The following is a 21,739-nucleotide window of genomic DNA, read 5'->3' on the forward strand; positions in this document are numbered from 1 at the left end:
TGAGTATATTCCCCACATTTTCGGGATGAAGAGGAGAGCAGGTGATGGGCGGGGTCGGCCGTCAGAGGATCGCGACCGGATTGACGGGCGAACCCGTCCCACCGGGGACGTTCAGCGGCGTCACGACGAGCATGAACGCGTAACGGCCCGCCTCGGCGCAGGCGGCGGAGAGCGCTTCGAGGTCGAGGTTGTCCAGCAGCGGCACCCCCATCGCGGTGACGGCGAGCGCGTGGACGGGGGAGTGCAGGCCCTCGACCGGCGACGGCCGCACGTCGCTGTCCCCGTCGCCGCCGAGCAGGGCGATGGCCCGCTCGGCCAGCAGCGGCACGGCGTCCACATGCAAGCCAGCGCTCGCCGCGTCCGGGTCCCAGGGGCCGATTTCCAGGCGGCGGCGGACGTGGCCGGAGCGCAGCAGCACCGCATCGCCGTCCCCGATCGTCACACCGAGGGCCTGCTCCGCGGCGACGATGTCCTGTGCGTGCACCGCGTGCCCGGGTTCCAGCCATCTGACCCCGAGGGCGGCGGGCAGGTCGAGGAGTACACCCCTGGTGGCCAGGGGGCCGAGCGCCGACACGGCGCCGAAGCGGGCGCCCCCGGCATCGATCACCTCGCGCGCCGGGCGGCCGTCGTACAGTTGCCCCCGGTAGGCGATGTGTGACAGCGCGTCGAGATGACTCACGCCCTTGCCGTGGTAGTCCACGCCGAGGAAGTCCTTGTAGGTGGACGGTTCCGGGGCCTCCACGTCGCCGAGGTCGACCATGTGGTGCAACGCGGGCTTCGCGTTGTCCGGTCCGGGCCGGGTGTCCCAGGGCCGCCCCATCGGGACGACCGTTCCGGACCGGATCAGGGCGGCGGCCCGCCGTACGTGGCCCGCTGTCACCCGGTTCCACGCGCCCCGGTCGGCTGCGGCCCACCGGCCCCACGTGCGGACCGCCTCGAAGAGCGCGTCGAACTCCTGGCGGGAGACGGCCCCACCGACGGGACCGGCCGGTGGGGGAGCGGGGGCGTCGGCGGGGTTGCTGCTCATGGGTACTCAGCGCTCCAAGGTGCGTACGGTCGCCCGAGACGTTTCCCTGCTCGCGCCCCTGGGGAGACCACGGCGAGTCACGTGAAGTGGCTGATCCGAGTGGAGGAGGGCAGCCGTCGAGGTGGGCCCGAAGAGGAACCCCGACCCCTCCCAGCATGGCGTGGACCACGGGAGGCCGCCACGTACCGGTGCTCTCGCCCCGCCCGGCCGCCGTCAGACGACCCGCCGGGCCAGCACCTGTCCCGGCCAGGCTCCGGACAGGAAACGGTCGGTGCGGGTGAAACCGTTGCGCTCGTAGAACGCGACCAGTTCGCCCCCGCCGCCCGCCCAGCAATCGACCCGCAGCAGCTCCACTCCGGCCCGCCGGGTTTCGTCGGCCGCATGAGCCAGCAGCGCCGCCCCGATGCCCTGACCGGCGTACCGCCGGTCGGACACCAGCAGCCGGACGTACCGCTCGGGTTCCTCAGCCGGCGCGATCGGCATCTGCGGGCTGGGCCCGGAGTCCAACACCAGGGCTCCGACAGGCGTGCCGTCCAACTCCGCCATGTAAGGGGCGTTCTCGGTCGTGTACCGCTCGACTCGCGCCACGCCGCCGGGCTTCTGCGAATACGGTGTCGTGCCCCACTGCTCGGTGTTGCCGCGCTCGTTCATCCAGACCACCGCGGAGTCGAGCATGTCCAGAATGGCCGGTGCGTCGGCCGGGCCGCCCGGTCTGATCCGTATGCCAGGTGTGCTGTCGTCCACGGGGAAAGCTTAGGCACTGTCGGGTGGACCCACGCGATGAATACGGGGAGGAGACGACCTCTCAGGTCTTGCCGTACTCGTCGTGGCGGCGCAGCCAGAAGGCCTCCTCGCCCTCCTCGTGGCGGCCCATCGGCGTGCGGTCGAGGAGACCGTAGTACGCCATGGCAGGCTCAAGGCCGCGCGCGGTGGTGACGTACGTCCGGTAGACGGTGCCGTCCGAGAGCGCGTACGAGCTCAGCCCGGGCCCCTCGGTGACGTACCCGAGCACGTCGGTGCCGGACGCCCGCGCCATCTGACTCACGGTCGGCGGGATCTCGCCCTCGAGGAACGGCCTCAGCTCCTCGTCCGTGTACAGGAAGCCGAGGTCGCGGTGGAAGTCGCTGCCGACGGTGGAGACCCAGTTGAAGCTCCAGCCCATCCGCTCCCTGTAGGCGAGGAGCTTGTCGAGCGGTGCCCGCGAGGAGCAGATCAGCGTCACGTCACGGGCCTTGAGGTGGACCCCGTTGGGGTCGAGGGTGTCCGCGATCGAGGAGCAGACCGGGCATCCGGCCTCGTACGGCGGGCCGAACATGAAGTGGTAGACGAGCAACTGCGAGCGCCCGTCGAAGAGGTCCGCGAGCCCCTTGGCCCCGTTCTCGGTCTCGAAGCCGTAGTCCTTGTCGACCGGCACCCAGGGAAGCTCCCGCCGCTTGCGCGCGAGCTCGTCGCTGCGCCGGGTGAGCTTCTTCTCCTCCGCGAGCAGGTCCGCTCGGGCTGCCTCGAATTCCTCCTGTGTGCCGACCGTGTGCTCGGGCATTTGCCTTCCCTCCTCTGTGGGAGCAGGGCACGCATCGAGGCGGGGTGGTCGCCCGCAGCGGCTGTCAGCAGTGCCTGCACAGGCGTCCCCGTCCGGCCATACGTCCACCGTACGCGCGCGGCGGCGGTCCTTCGACGGCACGGGCGCACGGCCCGGTGACAGGGCCACGATCCATGGGAGGGTGCCCGGGCGCCTGTTATCGCGACAGGTAGTTGGCGGTGTACCGTCCGTCACACGTGCGGTGTCAGATGCGGCACGTAGGCTCACCGCCTGCGTGACCGGCGACGCCTCGTTTCATGACGGCCGCCCGCCGAACTGCCAGAGCCGGTGGAAGCCGCAAGGGAGGCCGACGCGGTCGACGCCGTGACGCGTGCGGGCCATGTGGTGGTGCGCGGCCCGTTGTTCGGGGTCGCGGCGCAGTGCGCCGGGGACGGGCCGAGGTGGCGGGTGGTGCTCGCGGTCACGGCCGGCTGCCCGCAGCAGGCACGCGACGGGCTGAACTCGCGGTTGTGGTTCCGTGCGAAGGACGAGGCCCACGACAGGGCGGAGCGGCGCGGGCTGCTGGCGGCGGTCGCCCGGCTGGAGAGCGAGCGGGTCGACGAACTCGCCGTGGCCGGGACCCGTTACGGATCGTACGAGCCGAGGAGTACGCAGGTGCGGGTCCGGACGGCATGGAACAGCCGCGCCCGACCGATCCGGAGCCCCTCGTACCCGACTGGGACCGTGCCGCCAAGGGGCCGGCGATCGATGACGGCCTGGTCCTGGACCCGGACGCGCCCGTCACGCCCTCCCAGGCCGTTGAAAAGCTGGCGCTGCGCGGCCTGTGCTACACCGGTGAACGGTTCCCGGAGGACGTGCGCGCCGACGCGCGGCGGGATGGGACACGCACCCGGACGTCCTGCTGCTGCCCGCGACGTTCACGGTGGTGGAGCGGACGGCGAGCAACTGGGAGCCGGTCACGCGGTCACGCCCGCCGTCGGACGCGATCGGCCCGGCTTCGCCCGGCCCCGGCGCCCGTACCCGCCCCTCCCGCGCCCCCTGCGTACGCAGAGCGGGGTCAGGGCGACTCCTGGAGGTAAGCGGCGATCAGGGCGAGGTCGTTGGCGATGGCCAGGACGCCGGCCGGGTCGGCGGTCGGTGTGGACGCGCCGTTGACGCCCGCGTAGAAGGTGTCGAAGCGGCCGCCGCCCTTGTCGAGGTAGCCGGCGATGGTGATGGCGCCGACGGCGAGCCGGTCGTTGAGGGAATCCACTCCGACGGCCGCGCCGGACTTCGCGAACACCTTCCCGCGCGCCGGGCAGCTCCGGCAGTTCTCGGCCAGCAGCCCGTCGACGCCGAGGATGGGCAGGGCCTCCCGGAAGCGCCGCGCGTCCGGGGTGCGCTGCCAGTACGCCAGCATCTGCACCGTCGCCCGGGGCGTGGCCCGGTCGGCGGGGTTGCCGCCCCGGCCGTCCATGAGTTCCACCTGTTTGCGGTCGACGCCCGCCCGGTCCAGGAAGCCGGCGAGCACCGGGAAGCCGTCGGCGCACTGGTGACTGCCGGTGGTGACGGCCATCAGACAGATGCTCAGGTTGGCGCCCAGGTTGTGGCTGACCTTGAGGATCAGCTTGGCGTACTGGTCGTACGGCGGGGAGGTGTACGCGGCCACCCGCGGACGGCCGTCGTAATCGCGCGGCAGCCGCGCGACCGTGTTGGGACCCGTCGCGGCGGCGGTGACCTCCACGCCTGCCCGGGCGAGCGCTTCGATCAGCGCCGTCCGGCCGAACGCGGCCGGGTCCGTGATCGGGGAGGTGCGCAGCAGCGGCTCGGTGCCCGCCGCGATCGTGCCGGACAGCCGGATCCGGGTTCCGCGGTCGGTGGCCGTCACCGTGATGTTCGTCGGCTTCCCGGCAGCGACGGTCTTCACCGTGGACGTGACCTCGTACGGCGCGACCTTCGGACGCCAGTCCAGGCGCGCGTTCGCGCCCGGCCGGTCCCCGGGTGTGGTCAGCAGGTCGATGAGGTTGTCGTTGATGATCAGGGGTGTCGGAGTGGGGTCGAGGACCGGGTCCGGGGCGAAGAGCCGGTTGTCGACGATCACGTCGCCGTCGACGCGGGTGATGCCGGAATCGCGGACCTGCCGGGCAAGCCGGTCGATCCCGGCGAGCGGGTTCTCCGGAGTGAGGGTCGCCCCGGGGAAGTCGTTGGCGTAGGTGTGGTCGAGGTCCGTGTACGCGACCGTACCGTCGGGGCGGGTCCGGCCGCCCAGGGTGAGGTCGCCCTGGGCGACGAGATCGAGGTCGCCGGTCAGGGTGGCCCCGGCCCGCTTCCCGACCGCGTAGACGGGGGTGACGAAACGGTGGTCCGCGCCGAGGGTCTGCCACGTGCCGGAGATGGGGAACAGTTTCGCGGTGGAACCGGGGATGAAGAACTGCCCGGGGAACTGAGCGTGCACCACCCGCTTGCCGGCCGGTTCGGTCTGGAGCAGTCCCCACTGGGCATTGCGGTACTCCGGCTTCCGCATGATCTCCGTGATGCGCGGGTCGAGCCGCCCCGGATCTCCCGCGCCGGACGGCAGCGGGGAGGGCGAGGGTGAGGGCGACGGGGCCGCTCGGGCGCCCGTACCCGAGGCGAGCGCGACCAACAGCAGGGCGGCGCAGGCGGCGGCCACCCGGCGCCGCAGCGCCGCGAAGCGGATCGGATCTTCCACAGCGCGCTCCGTTCGTCGCGGCTGCCCTTCTCCCGAGGCCTCGTCGATGTCTGTGAACAGGGTGGCACGGCACGTTACGGCCCGCATGTTGCCCGGGCGCCGCCACCTGGCTGGCAGCTGCCACCCGGGAGGCGGAGAGAGCCGCCCGCCACCGACCGGGGGGACGTCACCTGGGCACGGAGTCGCCTCTGCAGTGGGTCGATTCGGGCGAATGGTGGGGTGTGCGACTTGTTCGAGGAGGGACGCGGCCCGACTACGTGCCCCTCCCCAGGGGGCCGGTATGCGGGCATCGATCCGCCGCACCCTGCGGGTCGGAGCCAACTCCGGCACGCCCGTGGAGGATCTCGGGATCACGCCCGACGAGCTCCACCGGATGACCCAGCGTCAGGGAACGGACAGGACAGGAGTGTCGAAAGGGTCGTGGTGGATGTGCTCGGGCAAGGTGCCGTGGAGCGTGAGCGCCTCGCTGGCGGAGACGACCATCGGTACGGGGCCGCTGAGGTAGACGTCGTGCTGGTACCACGGCCCGTACTCGGTCAGAACCTCCGGCAGGGACCCCCGGATCCCGGGGACGTACTCATGGGAGACCGCGCCCCTGAGGGCCAGCCAGTGGTGCCGCTGGGCCATCCGGAGCATGTCGTCGACCCCGTACAGCTCGGCACCCGTACGGGCGCCGAGGAACAGGTCCACCTGGTGGCGCCCGCCGCGACGGGCTATCTCTTCGACGAGCGCGCGGATCGGGGCGAGGCCGGTGCCGCCGGCCACGAAGAGCAGATCGTTGTGGACGGCGGCGTCCAGCACCATGTCACCCATCGGGGGACCCAGGTGGACCACGTCGCCCACCGCCGCTCTGTGCACCAGTGCGTTGCTGACCGCGCCGCCGGCCACCGCGCGCACGTGGAAGGTGAGGGTGCCGTCCTCGCGGGGCGCGTTGGCGGGTGAGTAGTAGCGCCACTGCTTCGGCCACCAGGGGGTCTCGACGCTCACGTACTGTCCGGCGGCGTACGCGTACGGAATGTGGGGCCGCACGGTGATCTCGGCGATGCCGTGTCCGCGAGGGACGCGGTGCACCACCGTGGCGGCCCACATGGCCGGCCGTACCGCCTCGTCCTGCTCTGCCGCGCTGATCATGACATCGGCGACTGCGCCGTAGGCCTTGGTCCAGGCGGCGGCGATGTCCGGGGTCCAGGCGGGACCGGCGTAGCGGGCGAGGGAGTCGAGGAGGCACTCGCCCACGGCCGGGAAGTGCGCGGCGAGAGCGCCGAACTTTCGGTGATCGCGCCCGAGGTGTCCGCAGAAGCGGACCAGGTTCTCCGGGTCGTCGACCAGGTCCACGATGCGCAGCAGCGCGCGCAGCAGGCGGCCGCGCTGGGCGTCCATCCCGGGCGGGAACATCGGACGGACCTCGGGGTAGCGGGCGAAGAGGATCGCGTAGAAGTAGACCGTGATCTCTGCGGCCATTGGCTCGACCACTGCGACGGAGGCGCGCACGAGGGCCGTCTCGTGGGCCGACAGAGGTGCCTCGACGGCCTCCGGCTCGAGGGTCTGTTCGGCCGGGGCGGGTGCCGGCTCCTCCGGAGCCGCGTACGCGGGTGTGCTGCTGGAACGATTGATCCGGAATCTCAAGAGGCCGACGCCCCTCCATCCGGTATCCGAGATGGCTTCCCTCCGGCGGGGCGTGGGGCGGCATCGCCCATGGAGCCATGCCCCGGGAGAGCGGTGATCGGGGCGTCGAAGGTGGCGGGCATGAGTCCTCATCGTGGGGCGGGAACGCTGAAGCGGATCAAGCGGTTCCGGACGCTACCTGATCGTGGCGGTGACTCAGAAGTAGCTAAAGGGTGCGACCTGCATGTATCCGTTCCGCTCAGGCCGGTATGTCCGTGAGGTGCTTCGCGGGCAACGTCCTCCTGGCGCGGCAGGCGGCCCCTCCTTGCCGGCCCGCCTCAGGGCGCCAGGAACGCGGTGAGTGCTGCCGCGACCGCCTCGGGATCCTCCAGCTGCGGGTAGTGCCCGACCGCCGGCGGCCCGGCAAGCTCCACGACCTGGGCCTTCGGCATGCGCGAACGGATCCGGGAGAGCACGTGGGCACCGCTGATCGGGTCGCCGGGCCCCCACACGAACAGCGCGGGCCCGGGGAACTCCTCCAGGGCCGACGTCCAGCGCGCCGCGTGACGGCGGCGCTCGTCGATGTAGCGCAGCAGTCGCGGGGCGAGGCGGTGGCCGTCGGCGCGGGACGCGGCCGCCCACAGGTCGCGCACGTCCTCCTCGTGGATCGGCCGTCCGAGCACGGCACGCAGGGTCGCGGCGAACCGCCGCTGAGTGGTGAGGGGCGCCAGCAGCGGGCCCAGCGGGCCGTGCAGCAGGCGCTGGATCCGCACGGGGCGGTGCAGGTCGGGATAGAGGCCGCCGTTGAGCCAGGCCATGCGCGTGATCCGGGCCGGGTCGCGGGCCAGCAGCTCCTGGCCGACGCTCACCCCGTAGTCGTGCGCGACCAGGGCGGTGCTGCCGATCCCGTGATGACGCCAGACGTCCTCGACCAGAGAGGCCTGGTCGAGCACCGAGTAGCGGTGGCGTCGGGGTTTGTCGCTCTCCCCGAAGCCGAGCAGGTCCAGCGTGGTGACCCGGAGTCCGGCTGCGACGAGCGCCGGGACGACGGCGGCCCAGTCGTGGGAGGAGGTGGGGAAGCCGTGGACGAGGGTGACGGGCGCGCCCTGCGCGGGCCCGTCCTGGCGTACGAAGACCGAGTGACCGCCGATCCGCAGGGTGCTGCCGCCCGCGGTCCAGCGGCGCAGCGGCGGCAGGAGGCGTCCACCGGTCATGCCGGGGCCTCCTCGGCATGCAGGTGGCCCAGTCCGAGCAGCAGCGTCCGCAGGCCGAACTCGAACTCGGCCTCGGGGTCAAGGGAGTTGAGCAGTTCGGCGTGGCGGTGGACCACCGGGTGGGTGCGGGGGGAGAGGGCGGCGAACAGCTCGGCCATCGCGGCCCGCTGACCGGGGGTGCGGGCCGCGCCGCCGGAGTCGAGGACGGCGGCACCGATCACGAAGTGGGTGACGGTGAGGTAGACGTGGACGGCCGACCGAGGGGCCCACCCGTGGGCGAGGAGCTGTCCGAGGGCGTGCTCACGGGCCCGCAGGGCGTTGGGACCCAGCAGCTGACCGGTGGTCAGCAGGGGAACGACTGCCGGGTGCGCCGCGAGGACCCGGCGGAACTCCCGGGCTCCGCGCTCCAGGCCGGCCCGCCAGTCCCCGTCGAGCGAGGGCAGCCGGATCTCGCCCAGCATGTGGTCGACGGTCTCGATCAGAAGCTCCTCCCGGCTCGCCACGTGCCGGTAGAGGGAGGTGTGGCGGACCTGGAGATGGTCGCCGAGCCGGCGCATCGTGAGCGCCTCCAGGCCTTCGCGGTCGGTCAGTTCGAGCGCGCCCGCAGTGATCCGAGCGAGCGTCAGCCCGCCCTGGCGGGGTCTGCGCCGGTCGCGTTCGGCGTACCGGGCCTGCCACCAGGCGGGGGATCCGGGCTCCACGGGGGCGAGGACCGGTCCGGCTTGGGCTCCGGTTTCGGTTGCAGCTCCGGTTTCAGCTCCGGCTCCGGCTTCGGGGGAGAGTGTCATGGGCGGTGCCTACTCGTTGTCTGGTCCACGCCCCGCCCCACTCCACTGTGCGTCCGTTGGACGCATATGATGAGTCCATTGGACGCTCAAAGCAAGACCCGCGGCCGCCCGGAGCCGGAGCCGGAACTGAGGTCGGAACTGGAACCGGGACCGGGATCGCCGCAGTCCGGGACACCGGCGCCGTTCACGCGGGTCACTCCGGAACCTCGGATGCGGTGCGAGGATGGCCGGGAAAGCCTCGCTTCCACGCCATGGTCACCGTGAAATGGCAGCCGGCGCCGGCCTTGGTGATCACAGCCCCGGCGGCGACCGAGAGGTCGATGCCGAACTGGACCGTGATGTCGTCGGGCCGGGCCTTGCGTAGTTGGTCGAGGGTCACGCGCGCGGCCTCGGTGACCGGACCGAGCGCCTCTTGCAGAGTTTCCGGCAGGTCATGGATGGCGTCGCCGATGCGGCCGGCCTTCACGGGCCCCTCCGTCGTGGCGGACGGAGCCTCCTCGATCAGGACGTAGCCCCCGCCCTCCAACGGAATCCGAGCAACAGCGGCCACGGCTCCTCCTCCGACTGCCGTACACGGCGACGGCCGCGGACGGGCCGGCACCCGGGTCTCGGCCAGCATCACAGGACCGGGAGCCTGCCGCATGACGGAGTGGGCCGAATGCGGCAGGACGTGTCCCCGCCGGTCAGCCCCGAACAGGGAAGGCTGCCGAGGCGCAGGGACGGGCGGGGGCTCGGCCGGCGGGGTTGCGCGGGGGTTCGATGCGGTACGGGGACGGCAGGGGCGGGTAGGGCCGCGGCCATGACCCGAATTCAGCTGACCAGCTCGGCATTCGCCGACCACGCGGAGATCCCGCGCCGGTACAGCGGCGAGGGCGAGAACATCTCGCCGCCCCTGACCTGGACGGCCGCGCCGGAGGGCACTGCGCAGCTGCTGCTCCTGTGCGAAGACCCGGACGCGCCAGGAACCAGCTTCCTGCACTGGCTGGTCACGGGCATCGATCCGTGGACCGGTGGGGTGGAGGAGGGCCAGGAGCCGCACGGCGGACGGTCCTGGCCCAACGGGTTCGGGCGGACGGGCTGGGGTGGGCCCATGCCACCGCCCGGCCACGGGCCGCACCGCTACTTCTTCCGTCTGTACGCGCTGTCGCAGCCCGTCCGGCTGAGCGAGAGCGAGCGGCCCGGCGTGGAAGCGGTGCACAGCGCCGTGCAGGGCAGGGAGCTCGGGAGCGGCACCCTCGTGGGCACCTACCAGCGGCTCTAGGAGCTGCCCGCACGGTATGCAGGGGTCCCGCACACGTGACCTAGACGACGAACTCTTCGTCCCCGTAGCGGACTTCGGCGGTGTTCCAGTCGACGCCGAGATCGGCGGTGAACTTCCGGGCCAGCGCCAGGTCCTCGAGCGGGGCGACGAGGATGAGCCGCCCGCCGAGGGCGACCGAGCCGCCGCTCAGCCGGTCGCGGGCCTCGGGGTCGGCGAGCAGCGCGTCGTGCAGGCGGGTCGCGCTGACGCCGTCGGCCCGGATCTCGACCGCGTCGGTGTCAGGGGCGGTACGCGGCAGGCACCGGAACGTGAGGACCGACTCCTGGTCGTACTGCTTGGCGATGACGCCTGCGATGTGGTGCAGCCCGTCGCGGCCGACCCTGTCGACGGCGAACTCGCGCGACCGCTCGTACGTGGTCTGCTTCAGGTCACCGGACCAGAAGACGCCGTCGAGCAGGGTCGAGGCGCCGGGCCGCGCGCCGTTGGCGTGGATGATCTGCCGCACCTCGTGGTCGAAGCGCGTCAGGCGGGTCCGGAGCCGGGGGTCGGCGGGATCCGTGATGATCGCGGTGTTGTTGGTGGCGAAGATCTGCGCCGTCGGGCAGCCGGGGGACGCCGGTCCGGCCTCGGCGGTGCCTCCCGCACCGACCGATCCCAGCGCGAGGACTCCGACCGCGACCAGGATGCGCAGCTGCTTCATCCGTCAACTCCCTTTCCATTTGTATGGCATCGCATCGCCGCGCCGCCGACGGCCGCAGCCGGATCATCGTAGGGCGGGGGGACAGCCGGGAGGCGTGCGGAGTCACACGGATGGCGGATGGCGGAGGGTTGCGGATGTGTCGAAGTCAGCGTCGGCGACCGGCCGTGCCGGCGTCACCTTGCCCCGGCCCTCTCAACCGCGACCGCCTTCGGCGCCCTTCGCCGTAGCCAGGCGCCACGGCGCGAACGCGCTGGCAGTGCGGGGCAGGAGGCCCGCCAACTCCGGGCAGTGCCGCACCACGACACTGGTCATGCCGTTGCGCTCGATCCAGTCGATTCCCAGCGGGGTGTACACCTCGGGCCGGAAATCGACCGTGAGGAAGCGATCGCTCTGCAGACGGCGGGTCGCCATCAGGATGAAGATGCGGAAGGCGGTGTCGCTGAAGCCGAAGCCCTGGGGCGGGTTCTCGGCGAAGAGACCGACCATGGTGTCGATCTGATCGACATCGCGGTAGACCTCCTTCAGGCGTGCGACGGTCTCCGAGTCGGAAGAGACGTCCTCGAACCGCCGCACGCGTGGCTTGTGCAGACCGGCCCGGAAGTCGTTGTAGCGCGGTACGCCGCGGCGCCGGGTGCGCACCAGGTCGACCACGGACAAGTCGATGATCTCGCCGTCCCGCTCGAACGCCTGCAGGGTGCGGGGGTAGTTGTGCAGGGTGATCGCGCCGGGATGAGCGATGCCGAGTGAGTACAGCGAATCGGCCAGACCGACCCTGCGGATGAGCGGTTCCGCCGCGGCGCCCTGGACGTCGTTGAACCCGAGGGTGTCCAGACGCCGGCCGAGCCGGTGGTCCACGATCTCGAAGTCGTCGGGGAGCAGCGGGTGCATGCGGTAGACGGTGACGAAGTCCTCGGTGAGCGAGTACGGAGCGGCATGGTGATCCGGCTGGGTCTTGGGGATGCCGGTCAGCGAATGCGCCTCGAAGAGCCACAGTCCCAATTGTTCGAGCCACTTCTTCGGCGGCCCCTGCCAGTTGGTCTTCAGCCCGATGTCGATCACTTCGGTGGCGAGGATCGCGGGAGTCCATTCCACCGTGTGGATCTTCGCGATGAGTGCCGAGACGACCAGGCGCGCCGTGTGGTAGACGCGGTCCTCGCTCAGCCTCGGATACTCCTGCCGCAGCGCTTCGCACACGGCGTTGTGCTCGCGGGCGAAGAGGGTCTGCATGGCGCTCAGTCCGTACCACCAGCTCTCCGAGAATCCCGTCAGCGGCAGGCCGTCCGGCCCGATCGGCAGGTGGCCGTCCTCCAGGCGCAGCCCGGCACCGCCGTCCGGCTCGCGCAGCGAGATCCCGGTGTCCTTGTTGCCGCCGTAGATTTCGGATCCGTCCCACCAGTGGGACGCGGCGTTGGCGAACAGCGTCGGCGGGCCGTTGCCGTCGGCCGGGTGCAGCCCCTCGTTCTCGGCGAAGCGCATCACCTTCTCCGGACGTCCGCCCGGCGTGTTCGTCCACGTGACACCGGGAGGGAGCGGCACCTCGACGGACTTCGTTCCGGTGGGGTAGCGCTTGTGGTTGACCCAGTCGTGCACCTGGAACTGGATCCAGGCGGCGGCCAGGATGTTGAGGGAGCGGGCCGGGAGGAAGACGTCGCGGTGCAGCAGCTCCCTGCTCACGGTGACGGGGTTGGGTACGTCGAACAGCTCTGGCCGGTAGACGGGCGCGAGGTTGCGGCCGAAGGCGGACCCGACCGCCCCCATCTGCGGTGCGGACAGGTCGTTGTAGGAGCCGTCATAGCTTCGCGAGAGCCGCATGTCTTCGTCGATCGGCTCGGGTACGGGCTGGGCTCTGGGCGGCGCCTCGCGGACCTCGGTGTCGATCAGGTTGTCGTGCCGCAGCTTCTGCCGGAAGGCCACGAGGTTCAGCAGACCGAGGCGTGTGGGCAGCCGGTGCCAGGGGACGAACCGGTTGAGGCCGTGGAACGCGGCGCGCAACGGCACGCCCAGTACGGCGTTGCGTCGGGGCTCGGCGCTGGCGAACCGGTGGCCCAGTCGGTGGGCGCTGCTGGCCTCGTAGGCGACCTTGCGTGCACGGTTGAGGTTTCCCAGGGGCCGGAACTCCTCCGTCGTGTTCCACGGGTTGAAGGCGAGCTGATCGACCCGTGCCGCTGCGGCGCGCGCTTCGGCGGAGCCGATGTCCTGGCAGGGGACGGTCAGTGTCGCCACCCGTACGAGAGGAGTGTCCTCCTCCTTCCACTCGGCCGCGCCGTCCTCGATGGGTGTGCGGCGGGCATCCAGGTAGCGCTGGACGTACAGGTGGAAGACGACGTCGGCCTTCTTCAGGCGTCGTGCGAGCTCGTGGTGCAGGTATTCGGGGTCGGTGCCGGAGGGGGCGGGGGCCGACGGGGCGTCGTCGGCGGGGCCCAACTGATAACGCACCGGCCCCGCGTCACCCCACAGGACGGCGCCGCGGCTCCAGTACGTCTCCAGCGCCAGGCTGGGCACCGTGCGGCTCGTACCCGCACGCACGTTGCGCCGCATGCGCGCGGCCGTGGACCATCCGACCGCGAGCGGCAGGGTGACGAACAGCGCGAGCGCCTTCCGCGGCGTGGAGTCGGCGCCCGCCATGGCCTTCGCGAATTCGACGAACTCGCGCGCGTTCCGCGCATGCGAGACCGGATGGCTCGTCATGAGCAGGTCGTGCGCCTCGTCGGCCCCTGCCTCGATGCGCAAGGCCGCTCCGTGCAGATCGGGGGCGTGGTCGGGCTGCCGGGTGCCGTTCGCATTGGAGAGCCGCACGGTGACCGGGTACTCGGCGCCAGGCTGCGCGAAGCCGGTCCGCAGGTCGGACGGCAGGTCGTCGGCGAAGGTCAGTCGTGCGTTCTCCGCGCCGAGCACGGCCTTGGCGTGGAACGTCCGCGCGATGTCGGCCGCGCCGCTGCGCTTCCTGGACCTGAGCTGGACCCGCATGAGCTCACGGGCAAGCCGCTCGAAGACGAGCCGTTCCACCTCCGGATCGCCGCCCACGTAGTGCTCGTACTGCCTGATCTCGACCATGTGTGCCTCTTCGCCAAGGCGCAACCCCGCTGTCCGGACGTGATGCTGCCGGACGACGGCGCGACGCTGTACGCCTGCCCGGGACTGCGTCCGCGGGCACCTCGGTTACTCACGGCAACCCTGACTCAGTGAGGGGGCCGCGTCGCGCGGAACAAAGCAGACGGGTGGCGCCGCCTCGCGCACCGGCAGGGACCCACCGCACGAGTTCCGCGGCGCCGGCAGGAGCGCCGTCGGCCCTGCCGGGGTCCCGGGGCCACCCGTACGGCCCGCTTCACGTGCGGGAGCGGGATGCGTCGAGTACTGGCAAACTGGTTTCCGGAAGACAGCGCAGCAGGGCTGTCCGGCCCGTGCGAACACTTCTTCCCGCGGCCGCGGTGCGGTGAACGGGCACGTCCAGGCGGCGCGCGACACGGACGGGTGCCGATGTCGCCCGAGATCACCAGGCAGGCGCCACCGCACCACGACTTCTCGCCCGGGGCGTCATACCCCCATCCAGGGGACGGGGACGTTCGAGGAGACTCCGTCATCCGTGAATGCGACGGGACGGTCTCACCGTGTGCCGAGTCGACAGCGCGATTGCCGACAACCTATGCGGGGGAGTGGACGAGGGACGGCGATGAGGGTTTACGAAGCCATAGTCAAGGGGCTGGAAGGCATCGGAGTGCGGGCCGCGTTCGGCGGTGCCGGCGAGAACGCCGCGGGGCTGATGCTGGCGCTGAAGCATTCGCAGCAGATCCGGCCGGTCATCACGCGGCATGAGCAGGCCGCGTCCTTCATGGCTTGCGGCTACGCGATGTACACGAACCAATTGGGCTTCTGTTTCGCAACGGCCGGGCCCGGTGCGTTCAACCTCTTCTCCGGGCTGGCCGTGGCGATGTCCGACTCCTACCCCGTCCTGGCGGTCTCGGGATACGCCTCAAGGGCATGGCAGGGATGGGGTTCCCTCAACGAAACCTCGGGCTTGAACCGGACGCCCGACTCCCGGGCCATGTTCGCCGCCACGACGAAGAGGTCGTTCTTGCTCACCGATGCCGCCGACACGTGCGACGTGCTCGAGGAAGCCGTCAACATCGCCTTCGAAGGAAGGCCGGGGCCGGTGCACATCCACGTACCCGAGGACCTCACCCACCGCGGTGTCGAGGTGACGGACTTCCGGCCCCTCCGGCTCGACGTAGCACCGGTCGTCCCGGATCCGGTGCGCGTGGAGGAGATCGCGTCGATGCTGGCCGACGCCCTCAAACGGCGCAAGCGGGTCGTGGCACTCGTCGGATTCGGGGCGATCCGCAGCGGAGCGGGAGCGGAGGTCCGGCAGTTCATCGAACGGTTCCAGATCCCCTTGCTCACCACGCTGGACGGCAAGGGCATCGTGTCCGAGGGCCACCCGCTCTCGGTCGGCGTCTTCGCGGACAGCGGACACTCCAGCGCGTGGAAGGCCTTCCGTGAGGCCGACGTCGTGCTGTGCATCGGCAACTCGCTGAACCAGCACGCCACGTTCAATTACCGTGAGGACCTCTTCGAGAACAAAGTCCTCGTCCACGTGAACATCTCCGAGGGCGAGTTCCACAAGGCGTACCGGCCCGACCACGCGCTCCACTCCGACGCGCGCCTCGGGGTGGCCGCGCTTCACAAGGCGCTGGACAAACGGGTCGGCGACGTCCCGGCGGCCGAGGTGGACGGCCGGGACTACGAAGCCCGTCACATCACGCACCTGACGGGGAAGATCCACCCGGGGGAGCTGGCCCAGGCGATCGGACGGATGCTGCCCCCGCAAAGCGTGCTGCTCGCCGACGCGGGAGCACACCTCGCCTGGCTCAGTTACTACGTCGAGCTGGAGGAGGGACAGAATTTCCGCAAGGCCGGTTCGTTCGGACCGATGGCCGGCCACGTCAACGGCGCCATCGGCCTGAAAGTCGCACACCCGGAACGGACCGTCGTCGTCGGCTGCGGTGACGGGTGCTACTCGTTGTCCGGTTTCGAGCTGATGACCGCCGTCGAGAACGACATCCCCGTCATCTGGATCATCTTCGACGACCAGGAATTCAAGTTGATCAAACTCTTCCAGCTCGTCACCTACGGAGAGACCGGGCTGGTCGAGTTCCAGAATCCCGACTTCGCCGCGTACGCGCAGGCGTGCGGTGCCGACGGCTACCGCGTCGAGACGCTGGAGGAGTTCGAAAAGGCGTTCCGTGAAGCGCTCGCCTCCGGCCGGCCCTCCGTCATCGACGCCAGGATCACGCGATGGGCCGTCCCCCACTACAGCCCCTCGCCCGACGGCGTGATCGCCAGCCTCGTCGAGACCATCGAGGCACGCTTGCGCGACTGACAGCGACCGTGCCGCCACCTCCCCGCGCGAGCTCCGCGAGCCCCGCGCCCACGGTGACCGGCACGGTGCGGACACGCCCGCCGGGGCGGACCGGCCCGGTCACGCCGTGAAGGGACAGCAGTATGAAAGACCCGCTGAGCACCCACAGCCGTGCCGGGTTCGAGGCCCTTGTGAACCGCCCGCTGCTCACGTCGATCTGGCACCGCCGCACCCACCGGGTCAGCCGCGGCAGCTCGGTCGAGGCCGGCTCGATGAGCTGGGCATCCACCGAACCGCGAGCCCCGCTGACCGAGCTCGAAGAGGCCGTCCTCATCGCGATGACGGGCTGCTCCGGCCTCACCATGCCGGACCGCCCCTTCGCCGACCCGCGCGACGGCAAGCCCATCATGGCCAAGCCGAACCTCAACATGGTCGGACGGACCGCGGGCAGTCCCGACAACGCCCAGGGCACGCACTTCTTCCTGATCAACGACACCGGCACCTACTTCCTGCGCAAACTGCCCCCTCCGTCCGATCCCCGGGCGGCGGCGTTCGACGCGGAGACGCTCTGCTCGCGCGCGGCCGAGGCGAAGGTGCAACTGCTCGACCACCGCATCGACGTACCGGAAGGGCAGAGGGACTTCCCCGCCTACCTCGACTCGAACCGGTTCCTGTCCAACCTTCCGGGCACCACCATCCTCTTTCCCGTGGTGGACCTGTCACGGCAGTACATCAACGGGCTGATGTACCTGCTGACCCAGCCCGAGGGGGCACGGCCGGCGATCGTCGACGACCGGAACCTCTACCGCTCGGCGGGCGTGCGCAAATGGGTCAAGTCAGGGTTCCTGAACAAGGACATCAAGCTGCCGCTGGGCTTCATCTGGGCCATGCGCACGCAGATCGAGGCCGACCTGCTGCTCCAGAACCTCATGCTCACCGCCGACGCCATGGGTCTCGGAGCCTGGATCCACGCCTCCATTGCCCCGTCGATCATGCTGGGCGACCCGAAGTTCCGTCCCGCATACGGCCCCATGCTCGATTTCGACTGGACCGTCCCACGGTGGCGACCGGCGGACATGCTGCGCTGGCAGGTGCCGCTCCCGCGCTACTCGACCCTGCGGGCGACCCCCGTCGGCCTGCGGCACGGCGGTGAACACCTCATCAAGGCGATGTGTCCGCCCAACTACGGCAGCATGGGCGAGGCGGTCGACGCCGTCGTGGCGGGCAAGTTCGGGCCGAACGGCATCTACGCGGACGAGGGGGTGTTCGCGCGGATCTACCGGGGGGACTTCGGAAGCCAGTACCTGCACCAGGCCAGCGACTACTCCGCCGACGTCATCGCGTGTACGCGGGACATCTGCACCTACATCTACGAGACTCACGGGCGGTTTCCCGCACACTGCGACACGATCCACGTGCCGGGCGTGTGGCTGCAAGCCCATCACATCGAGAACGCCTACTACGAGCGGTACTTCCGCGACGGGTTGACCGAGGCACACCGGACGCACGACCAGTACTGGCACGGGGAAGGATGACAGGGGACGTGCCCCGGCGCTGTCGTGCCACCCCTGTCATGCCGGGACCGTCATGCGGCGCTGTCATGCCGGCCCCGTCATGCACGATGCGAAGCGTCCGGCTCAGCCGGGCCGCCCGGCCGGCTCGACGGCCGTCTGCCCGACTCGACGGGTGTGCCCGGCGGCGGCCACTGCCGGCGGGAAGGGACCAGTGCCCGCAGGACCTGGAAGGAAAGGCGGCGCCTCCAGTCGTCCGGGGAGCGGAACTCGGCGATGAACGCGGCCGTGGATCTGCTGATGGAGCCCAACGCCTCGCCACTCGCATCCGGATCCATGAGCCTGTCGCAGTTGAACCAGGCCAGGCCCCGGGCGACCCGGATCCCGTAGCTGGTGAAGAGTTCGTCGTCCTGGATGAACAAGCGGTCCAGTGAGTGGAGCCGACGGCAGTAGCGGGCGGCGATCTCGTCCTGGACCACGTCGATGGAGGAGGCCAGCAGGTCGTTCATGCGGTGGAAGTCGGCGACTCGGTGGTGGACGTCACCGCGCGCGGCCAGGGCCCGCAGCGCCAGCGGCAGGTCGTAGGACATGTGCGCCATCATGGAGAACAGCACCTCCTCCAAGACGTAGGAATGCCGCACGGTCGAGGCGGCGTAGACGTCCCGCCAGGGCTTCGGGACGGTCTCCGGAAGGTCGGCGGAGAGGACTTCGCCGCCGGGCCGGGCATCGGGGACGGGGCCCAGCCAGGTGTCGATGGCGTCCATCGCCGTGAAGTACGCCGCGGCGAGGGAGACGGACAGGTCGGCGACCCACTCGGGAGCCCTGAACGACAGGTCGTTCGTGCGCAGGCTCGCGGCGAGGTCGGAGGTGAGCCGGAAGTAGGTGTAGGCGAACACCGCGCGGGGGTCCCGCACGGCGTCGTACCGCTTGACGCGGGCGGCGAGCTCCCCGGCGACCCCGGCGACCTTCTCGGCGGCAACGGCGGCGGCGTCCCCCGTCATGAGACCCGGCGGGCGTTCTCCGTGGCCCTCGCCCAGTCACACACGAGTTCCCCGGCCAGGCTCTGCCGGTCGGCTCCCACCTGGTAGGTCGCCGTCCAGGGGCTGCCCAGCAGTGGCATGTGGTAGGTGGACCCCATGCCGGAGGGCTGGATCTCCGCGGGGTAGGTGAACTTCCGCGTCAGGATGCCCGGCACGGGGCCGAACTGCTCTCTCGCCTCTACGGTGACGCCCCTTCCGTCGGGGGCGAGCAGATAGCGCTCCTTCAACAGGTACAGGGTCACCCCGAACCTGGAGATCCTGACCACGTTGTCGGCCACGCCGAAGGCGCCCGCGGACGGGGATGCCACGATCGTCGACTCCAGCCGGGACGCGCCGGTCAGCCGCTGGGTGAGGGCCATCGCGACGACGAGGGCCCGGTTCCGCAGTCCGGTGCCGGCGGTGTTCCGGAGCCGTCGCCACGAGGTGACCCGAAAGGTGAACTCCCCCTGCCAGTTCCCCGCCCCCACGTCGAAGTAGTAGATGTGACTGGGGGCATCTGAGCGGGACGGCGCACTGCCGGCATTGTTCGTCACCCTGTGTAGTCTACTGTCGGCTGCCTGCACGGAACGTAAGCGGGGGTCGTGTCTATCGCGCGACCTCCTTGACGAACACGATCCCGTCGCTGTCCGCCAGGTGGGCCGGGTCCAGCGGGGCGTAGCCGAACCAGGGGGACACGCGGGGCACGGGCCGCGCGTCGCCGAGGGCGGCGGCCAGCCGCGCTGCGTCGATGACGCAGCGGTCCTCCGGGAGCGTGTACAGGAGCCCTTCGAAGGTGTCCGGCGGCGGCGCGTCCACTCCCTGGTGCCGGATCGTGCCGAGGGCCGTGGCCACGAAGGCGTACCGCTCGCCGAGCTGGGCGCTCACCAGCGCACCGGCGCTCCACCACTCCAGCGGCATCCCGCCCATCCGCATCGAGCTCTTCTCCCGCTGGAGATGGGAGTTGTGGGCGTGGACGAGTGCCGGGCCCCGAGCGGCGAGGGCGAGGAGGTTGTGGGCCATCATCTGGTCCCGCAGGCCCACCAGCCGGGTCATGCGGGCCGGTGAGGTGTCGGCCATCCAGTGGTGGTAGCGCAGCAGGCCGGTGACGGTGCGTCCGTACAGGCGCGCCCGTTCCCAGTCGTCCCGCGAGGTCGCCTTGATCAGGTGCGGCGTCTGCTCGTCGAGCAGCGCCACCAGGTCGTCGGCGAGCAGTCGCAGCTCCCCAGCCGCGGCCGAACGTCCCACGGACCGGGTCGGGTCCATCATCGCGGCAGGATCGGTCCACCGGTCATCCGTGCCCAACAGCCGGTCGAGTGTTTCCGCGGTGCAGGGGAGCAGGTCCGTGTCCACCCGGGCCGCGAGGTAGCCGTGGAGTGCGGTGAGGGACTGCCGGGGGCTCGCGGCGCCGGTGATCTCCAGCGGGCCGTCGAAGCCGGCGAAGCGGAGCTGTTCGGACGCGGGCCGGCCGTCGTTGTACGTCCGGATCCACCGCACGAGTTCGCGGTTGGCCGCGGAGGCGCCCCAGCCGTGGCTGAATCCGCGCTCCATGGCCTCGTCGAGGGTGCCCGTGCCCGAGGTGACGTAGTCGTCCACGACCAGGCCCCTCATGCAGTCGCTCTCGATCGCGATCGTCCGGTAGCCCTCCTGCTCGACGAGCTGCCGGAAAAGCTCGTTGCGCAGGTCGAGCAGGGCGTCCTCGCCATGGGTGGGCTCGCCCAGGGCGAGGAGGCGTGGCCGGGCCGGAAGCAGCTTCATGACGGCGGCGGCCTCGACGGGATGGGCGGCGTCCGTGATGTCAGTAGGCATGCCTTCAACGGTATCGTTGAACCTTCGGTGGAAACTTTTCCGCGATATCGTCGGGCCCGTGGGACGAAACCTTCAAACCGGTGGGCAGCTCAGGCCGATCGATCTGGCGCGCGGGCACGGTCTGTCCACGCAGGCCATCAGGAACTACGAGGAGGCCGGCATCCTTCCGGCCGCCGGTCGTACACCGCACGGTTACCGCACCTATACCTCCCTGCACGCGGGGGCCCTGGGCGCGTTCCTCGCGCTGGTGCCCGGCCACGGTCACCGGACGGCGACGTCGATCATGCGGGCCGTGAACGGGGGCGCGATCGACGAGGCGGTCCGCCTCATCGACGAGGGCCACGCCCAGCTGCTCGACGACAGGCGGACACTCCAGGCCGTGGAGGGCGCCCTGCGGGACCTGGAGCCCACTACGGCGTCCCTACCCGACCCGGCGGTGTCGGGGGCCGCCGGTACGTTCATCGGCCCGCTGGCAGCGGAGCTCGGAATCCGGCCCGCGACGCTGCGCAAATGGGAGCGCGCCGGGCTGGTACGCCCGCGCCGTGACCCCCTGACCGGCTACCGCGTCTACGACGAGGCCGATGTACGGGACGCCCGGCTGGCCCACCAGCTCAGGCGGGGCGGCTACCTGTTGGAGCACATCGCCCCACTGATCGCCCAGGTACGGGCGGCCGGCGGGCTGGAGCCGCTGGAGGCCGCACTGGGCGACTGGCGCGGCCGGCTGTCCGCCCGCGGGCGCGCGATGCTGACCGGGGCCGCCGAGCTGGAGGCGTACCTCCGCGCGCGCGGATGACACTTCGGCCCATCCGAGGCTGCGGGAAACGCTCGAACGCGGTTCAGCAGGTCAGGGGCCAGACGGGTGCTTCATCGTCGGAATGCAGGTCGTTCGTGGATTCGTACGTGTGAGTGGGCGGAGTCGGGGCACAAGGATTTTCGGAGGTTGATAATCATGGTTCCCCTGCTTCTCGTTCTACTGCTGGTGCTGATCCTCTTCGGCGCGGGTTTCGCGCTGAAGATTCTGTGGTGGGTCGCAATTGCCGTACTGGTGCTGTGGCTTGTCGGTTTCGTCGCCCGCCCCAAGAGCGGTAGTGGCCGCTGGTACCGCTGGTAGCGGGCCCGGGTACGACCGGAGCCAGGTGAGACGTGGGGGGGGGGGGCGCCCCCCGGGGGGGGGGGCCCCCCCGGCGCCGCCGGCCGCCCGCCCCGGACGCGGCGGGGGGGGT

18 protein-coding genes and 1 pseudogene are annotated in these 21,739 nt (G+C 70.8%); 6 read left to right on the top strand and 13 right to left on the bottom strand.

Going from position 1 to position 21,739, the window contains the following annotated elements; translation table 11 throughout:
* Positions 1-61: 61 nt before the first annotated feature.
* From AB0D48_RS31205 to AB0D48_RS31215, 3 genes are all read right to left on the bottom strand, one after another.
* A complete protein-coding gene (locus tag AB0D48_RS31205; RefSeq protein WP_362404471.1) occupies positions 62-1,027 on the bottom strand; it encodes a cyclase family protein in 966 nt (321 codons plus the stop codon).
* 213 nt (positions 1,028-1,240) lie between these two features.
* Positions 1,241-1,771, bottom strand: a complete 531-nt coding sequence (locus tag AB0D48_RS31210; RefSeq protein WP_362404474.1) for a GNAT family N-acetyltransferase — start codon at positions 1,769-1,771, stop codon at positions 1,241-1,243.
* Between the two features lie 61 nt (positions 1,772-1,832).
* On the bottom strand, positions 1,833-2,567 hold the full coding sequence (locus AB0D48_RS31215; protein WP_362404477.1) for a DUF899 domain-containing protein: 735 nt from the start codon (positions 2,565-2,567) through the stop codon (positions 1,833-1,835).
* Between the two features lie 381 nt (positions 2,568-2,948).
* On the opposite strand from AB0D48_RS31215, the pseudogene AB0D48_RS31220 reads away from it, so the two are divergent.
* Positions 2,949-3,646, top strand: a pseudogene (locus AB0D48_RS31220) (DUF5954 family protein).
* Here AB0D48_RS31220 and dacB read toward each other — a convergent pair.
* From dacB to AB0D48_RS31245, 5 genes are all read right to left on the bottom strand, one after another.
* A complete protein-coding gene (dacB, locus tag AB0D48_RS31225; protein WP_362404480.1) occupies positions 3,625-5,256 on the bottom strand; it encodes a D-alanyl-D-alanine carboxypeptidase/D-alanyl-D-alanine-endopeptidase in 1,632 nt (543 codons plus the stop codon). The pseudogene AB0D48_RS31220 and the gene dacB sit on opposite strands and share 22 nt — an antisense overlap.
* Positions 5,257-5,640: 384 nt before the next feature.
* Positions 5,641-6,882, bottom strand: coding sequence for a globin domain-containing protein (locus AB0D48_RS31230; protein ID WP_362404483.1), 1,242 nt, complete (start codon positions 6,880-6,882; stop codon positions 5,641-5,643).
* A gap of 317 nt (positions 6,883-7,199) precedes the next feature.
* Positions 7,200-8,075, bottom strand: a complete 876-nt coding sequence (locus AB0D48_RS31235; protein WP_362404486.1) for an alpha/beta fold hydrolase — start codon at positions 8,073-8,075, stop codon at positions 7,200-7,202.
* Positions 8,072-8,863, bottom strand: coding sequence for a TetR/AcrR family transcriptional regulator (locus AB0D48_RS31240; protein ID WP_362404490.1), 792 nt, complete (start codon positions 8,861-8,863; stop codon positions 8,072-8,074). Before AB0D48_RS31240 ends, AB0D48_RS31235 begins: the two co-directional genes overlap by 4 nt.
* A 193-nt stretch (positions 8,864-9,056) precedes the next feature.
* Complete coding sequence (locus tag AB0D48_RS31245) at positions 9,057-9,413, bottom strand: CU044_2847 family protein (RefSeq protein WP_362404493.1); 357 nt, start codon at positions 9,411-9,413, stop codon at positions 9,057-9,059.
* A gap of 249 nt (positions 9,414-9,662) precedes the next feature.
* On the opposite strand from AB0D48_RS31245, the gene AB0D48_RS31250 reads away from it, so the two are divergent.
* On the top strand, positions 9,663-10,124 hold the full coding sequence (locus tag AB0D48_RS31250; RefSeq protein ID WP_362404496.1) for a YbhB/YbcL family Raf kinase inhibitor-like protein: 462 nt from the start codon (positions 9,663-9,665) through the stop codon (positions 10,122-10,124).
* Between the two features lie 40 nt (positions 10,125-10,164).
* Here the strand turns inward: AB0D48_RS31250 and AB0D48_RS31255 are convergent, their stop codons facing one another.
* Both AB0D48_RS31255 and AB0D48_RS31260 read right to left on the bottom strand, forming a co-directional pair.
* On the bottom strand, positions 10,165-10,824 hold the full coding sequence (locus AB0D48_RS31255) for a hypothetical protein (protein WP_362404499.1): 660 nt from the start codon (positions 10,822-10,824) through the stop codon (positions 10,165-10,167).
* A 192-nt stretch (positions 10,825-11,016) separates the two neighbouring features.
* Positions 11,017-13,878 (bottom strand): peroxidase family protein, encoded by a 2,862-nt coding sequence (locus AB0D48_RS31260; RefSeq protein ID WP_362404502.1) that lies wholly within the window; start codon positions 13,876-13,878, stop codon positions 11,017-11,019.
* Positions 13,879-14,494: 616 nt separating this feature from the next.
* Here AB0D48_RS31260 and AB0D48_RS31265 point away from each other — a divergent pair.
* The gene (locus AB0D48_RS31265; RefSeq protein WP_362404506.1) at positions 14,495-16,201 is read left to right on the top strand and encodes a thiamine pyrophosphate-binding protein; all 1,707 of its coding nucleotides are present in this window, start codon (positions 14,495-14,497) and stop codon (positions 16,199-16,201) included.
* Positions 16,202-16,323: 122 nt separating this feature from the next.
* On the top strand, positions 16,324-17,715 hold the full coding sequence (locus tag AB0D48_RS31270) for a hypothetical protein (RefSeq protein ID WP_362404509.1): 1,392 nt from the start codon (positions 16,324-16,326) through the stop codon (positions 17,713-17,715).
* A gap of 77 nt (positions 17,716-17,792) precedes the next feature.
* Here the strand turns inward: AB0D48_RS31270 and AB0D48_RS31275 are convergent, their stop codons facing one another.
* Genes AB0D48_RS31275 through AB0D48_RS31285 form a run of 3 tightly spaced genes read right to left on the bottom strand, consistent with a single transcriptional unit; the run spans position 17,793 to position 20,516 of the window.
* A complete protein-coding gene (locus AB0D48_RS31275; RefSeq protein WP_362404512.1) occupies positions 17,793-18,692 on the bottom strand; it encodes a DUF5995 family protein in 900 nt (299 codons plus the stop codon).
* Positions 18,689-19,264 (bottom strand): hypothetical protein, encoded by a 576-nt coding sequence (locus tag AB0D48_RS31280; protein WP_362404516.1) that lies wholly within the window; start codon positions 19,262-19,264, stop codon positions 18,689-18,691. The genes AB0D48_RS31275 and AB0D48_RS31280 overlap by 4 nt, the downstream gene beginning before the upstream one ends.
* Positions 19,265-19,316: 52 nt before the next feature.
* Positions 19,317-20,516, bottom strand: coding sequence for an erythromycin esterase family protein (locus AB0D48_RS31285; protein WP_362404519.1), 1,200 nt, complete (start codon positions 20,514-20,516; stop codon positions 19,317-19,319).
* 58 nt (positions 20,517-20,574) lie between these two features.
* Here AB0D48_RS31285 and AB0D48_RS31290 point away from each other — a divergent pair, with 58 nt between their 5' ends.
* Together AB0D48_RS31290 and AB0D48_RS31295 are read left to right on the top strand one after the other, a co-directional pair.
* The gene (locus AB0D48_RS31290) at positions 20,575-21,309 is read left to right on the top strand and encodes a TioE family transcriptional regulator (protein WP_362404522.1); all 735 of its coding nucleotides are present in this window, start codon (positions 20,575-20,577) and stop codon (positions 21,307-21,309) included.
* A gap of 156 nt (positions 21,310-21,465) precedes the next feature.
* Positions 21,466-21,627, top strand: coding sequence for a hydrophobic protein (locus AB0D48_RS31295; RefSeq protein ID WP_362404526.1), 162 nt, complete (start codon positions 21,466-21,468; stop codon positions 21,625-21,627).
* The last annotated feature ends 112 nt before the right edge of the window (positions 21,628-21,739 follow it).

This window comes from Streptomyces sp. NPDC048269 (assembly GCF_040652395.1).
GTDB lineage: Bacteria > Actinomycetota > Actinomycetes > Streptomycetales > Streptomycetaceae > Streptomyces.

What these genes read in the sequence shown, in the direction of transcription:
- AB0D48_RS31235 (WP_362404486.1), bottom strand. Translation starts at nt 8,075, where the DNA reads ATGACCGGTGGACGCCTCCTGCCGCCGCTGCGCCGCTGGACCGCGGGC.
- AB0D48_RS31260 (WP_362404502.1), bottom strand. Translation starts at nt 13,878, where the DNA reads ATGGTCGAGATCAGGCAGTACGAGCACTACGTGGGCGGCGATCCGGAG.
- AB0D48_RS31215 (WP_362404477.1), bottom strand. Translation starts at nt 2,567, where the DNA reads ATGCCCGAGCACACGGTCGGCACACAGGAGGAATTCGAGGCAGCCCGA.
- AB0D48_RS31240 (WP_362404490.1), bottom strand. Translation starts at nt 8,863, where the DNA reads ATGACACTCTCCCCCGAAGCCGGAGCCGGAGCTGAAACCGGAGCTGCA.
- AB0D48_RS31275 (WP_362404512.1), bottom strand. Translation starts at nt 18,692, where the DNA reads ATGACGGGGGACGCCGCCGCCGTTGCCGCCGAGAAGGTCGCCGGGGTC.
- AB0D48_RS31285 (WP_362404519.1), bottom strand. Translation starts at nt 20,516, where the DNA reads ATGCCTACTGACATCACGGACGCCGCCCATCCCGTCGAGGCCGCCGCC.
- AB0D48_RS31255 (WP_362404499.1), bottom strand. Translation starts at nt 10,824, where the DNA reads ATGAAGCAGCTGCGCATCCTGGTCGCGGTCGGAGTCCTCGCGCTGGGA.
- AB0D48_RS31250 (WP_362404496.1), top strand. Translation starts at nt 9,663, where the DNA reads ATGACCCGAATTCAGCTGACCAGCTCGGCATTCGCCGACCACGCGGAG.
- AB0D48_RS31265 (WP_362404506.1), top strand. Translation starts at nt 14,495, where the DNA reads ATGAGGGTTTACGAAGCCATAGTCAAGGGGCTGGAAGGCATCGGAGTG.
- AB0D48_RS31295 (WP_362404526.1), top strand. Translation starts at nt 21,466, where the DNA reads ATGGTTCCCCTGCTTCTCGTTCTACTGCTGGTGCTGATCCTCTTCGGC.
- AB0D48_RS31270 (WP_362404509.1), top strand. Translation starts at nt 16,324, where the DNA reads ATGAAAGACCCGCTGAGCACCCACAGCCGTGCCGGGTTCGAGGCCCTT.
- AB0D48_RS31205 (WP_362404471.1), bottom strand. Translation starts at nt 1,027, where the DNA reads ATGAGCAGCAACCCCGCCGACGCCCCCGCTCCCCCACCGGCCGGTCCC.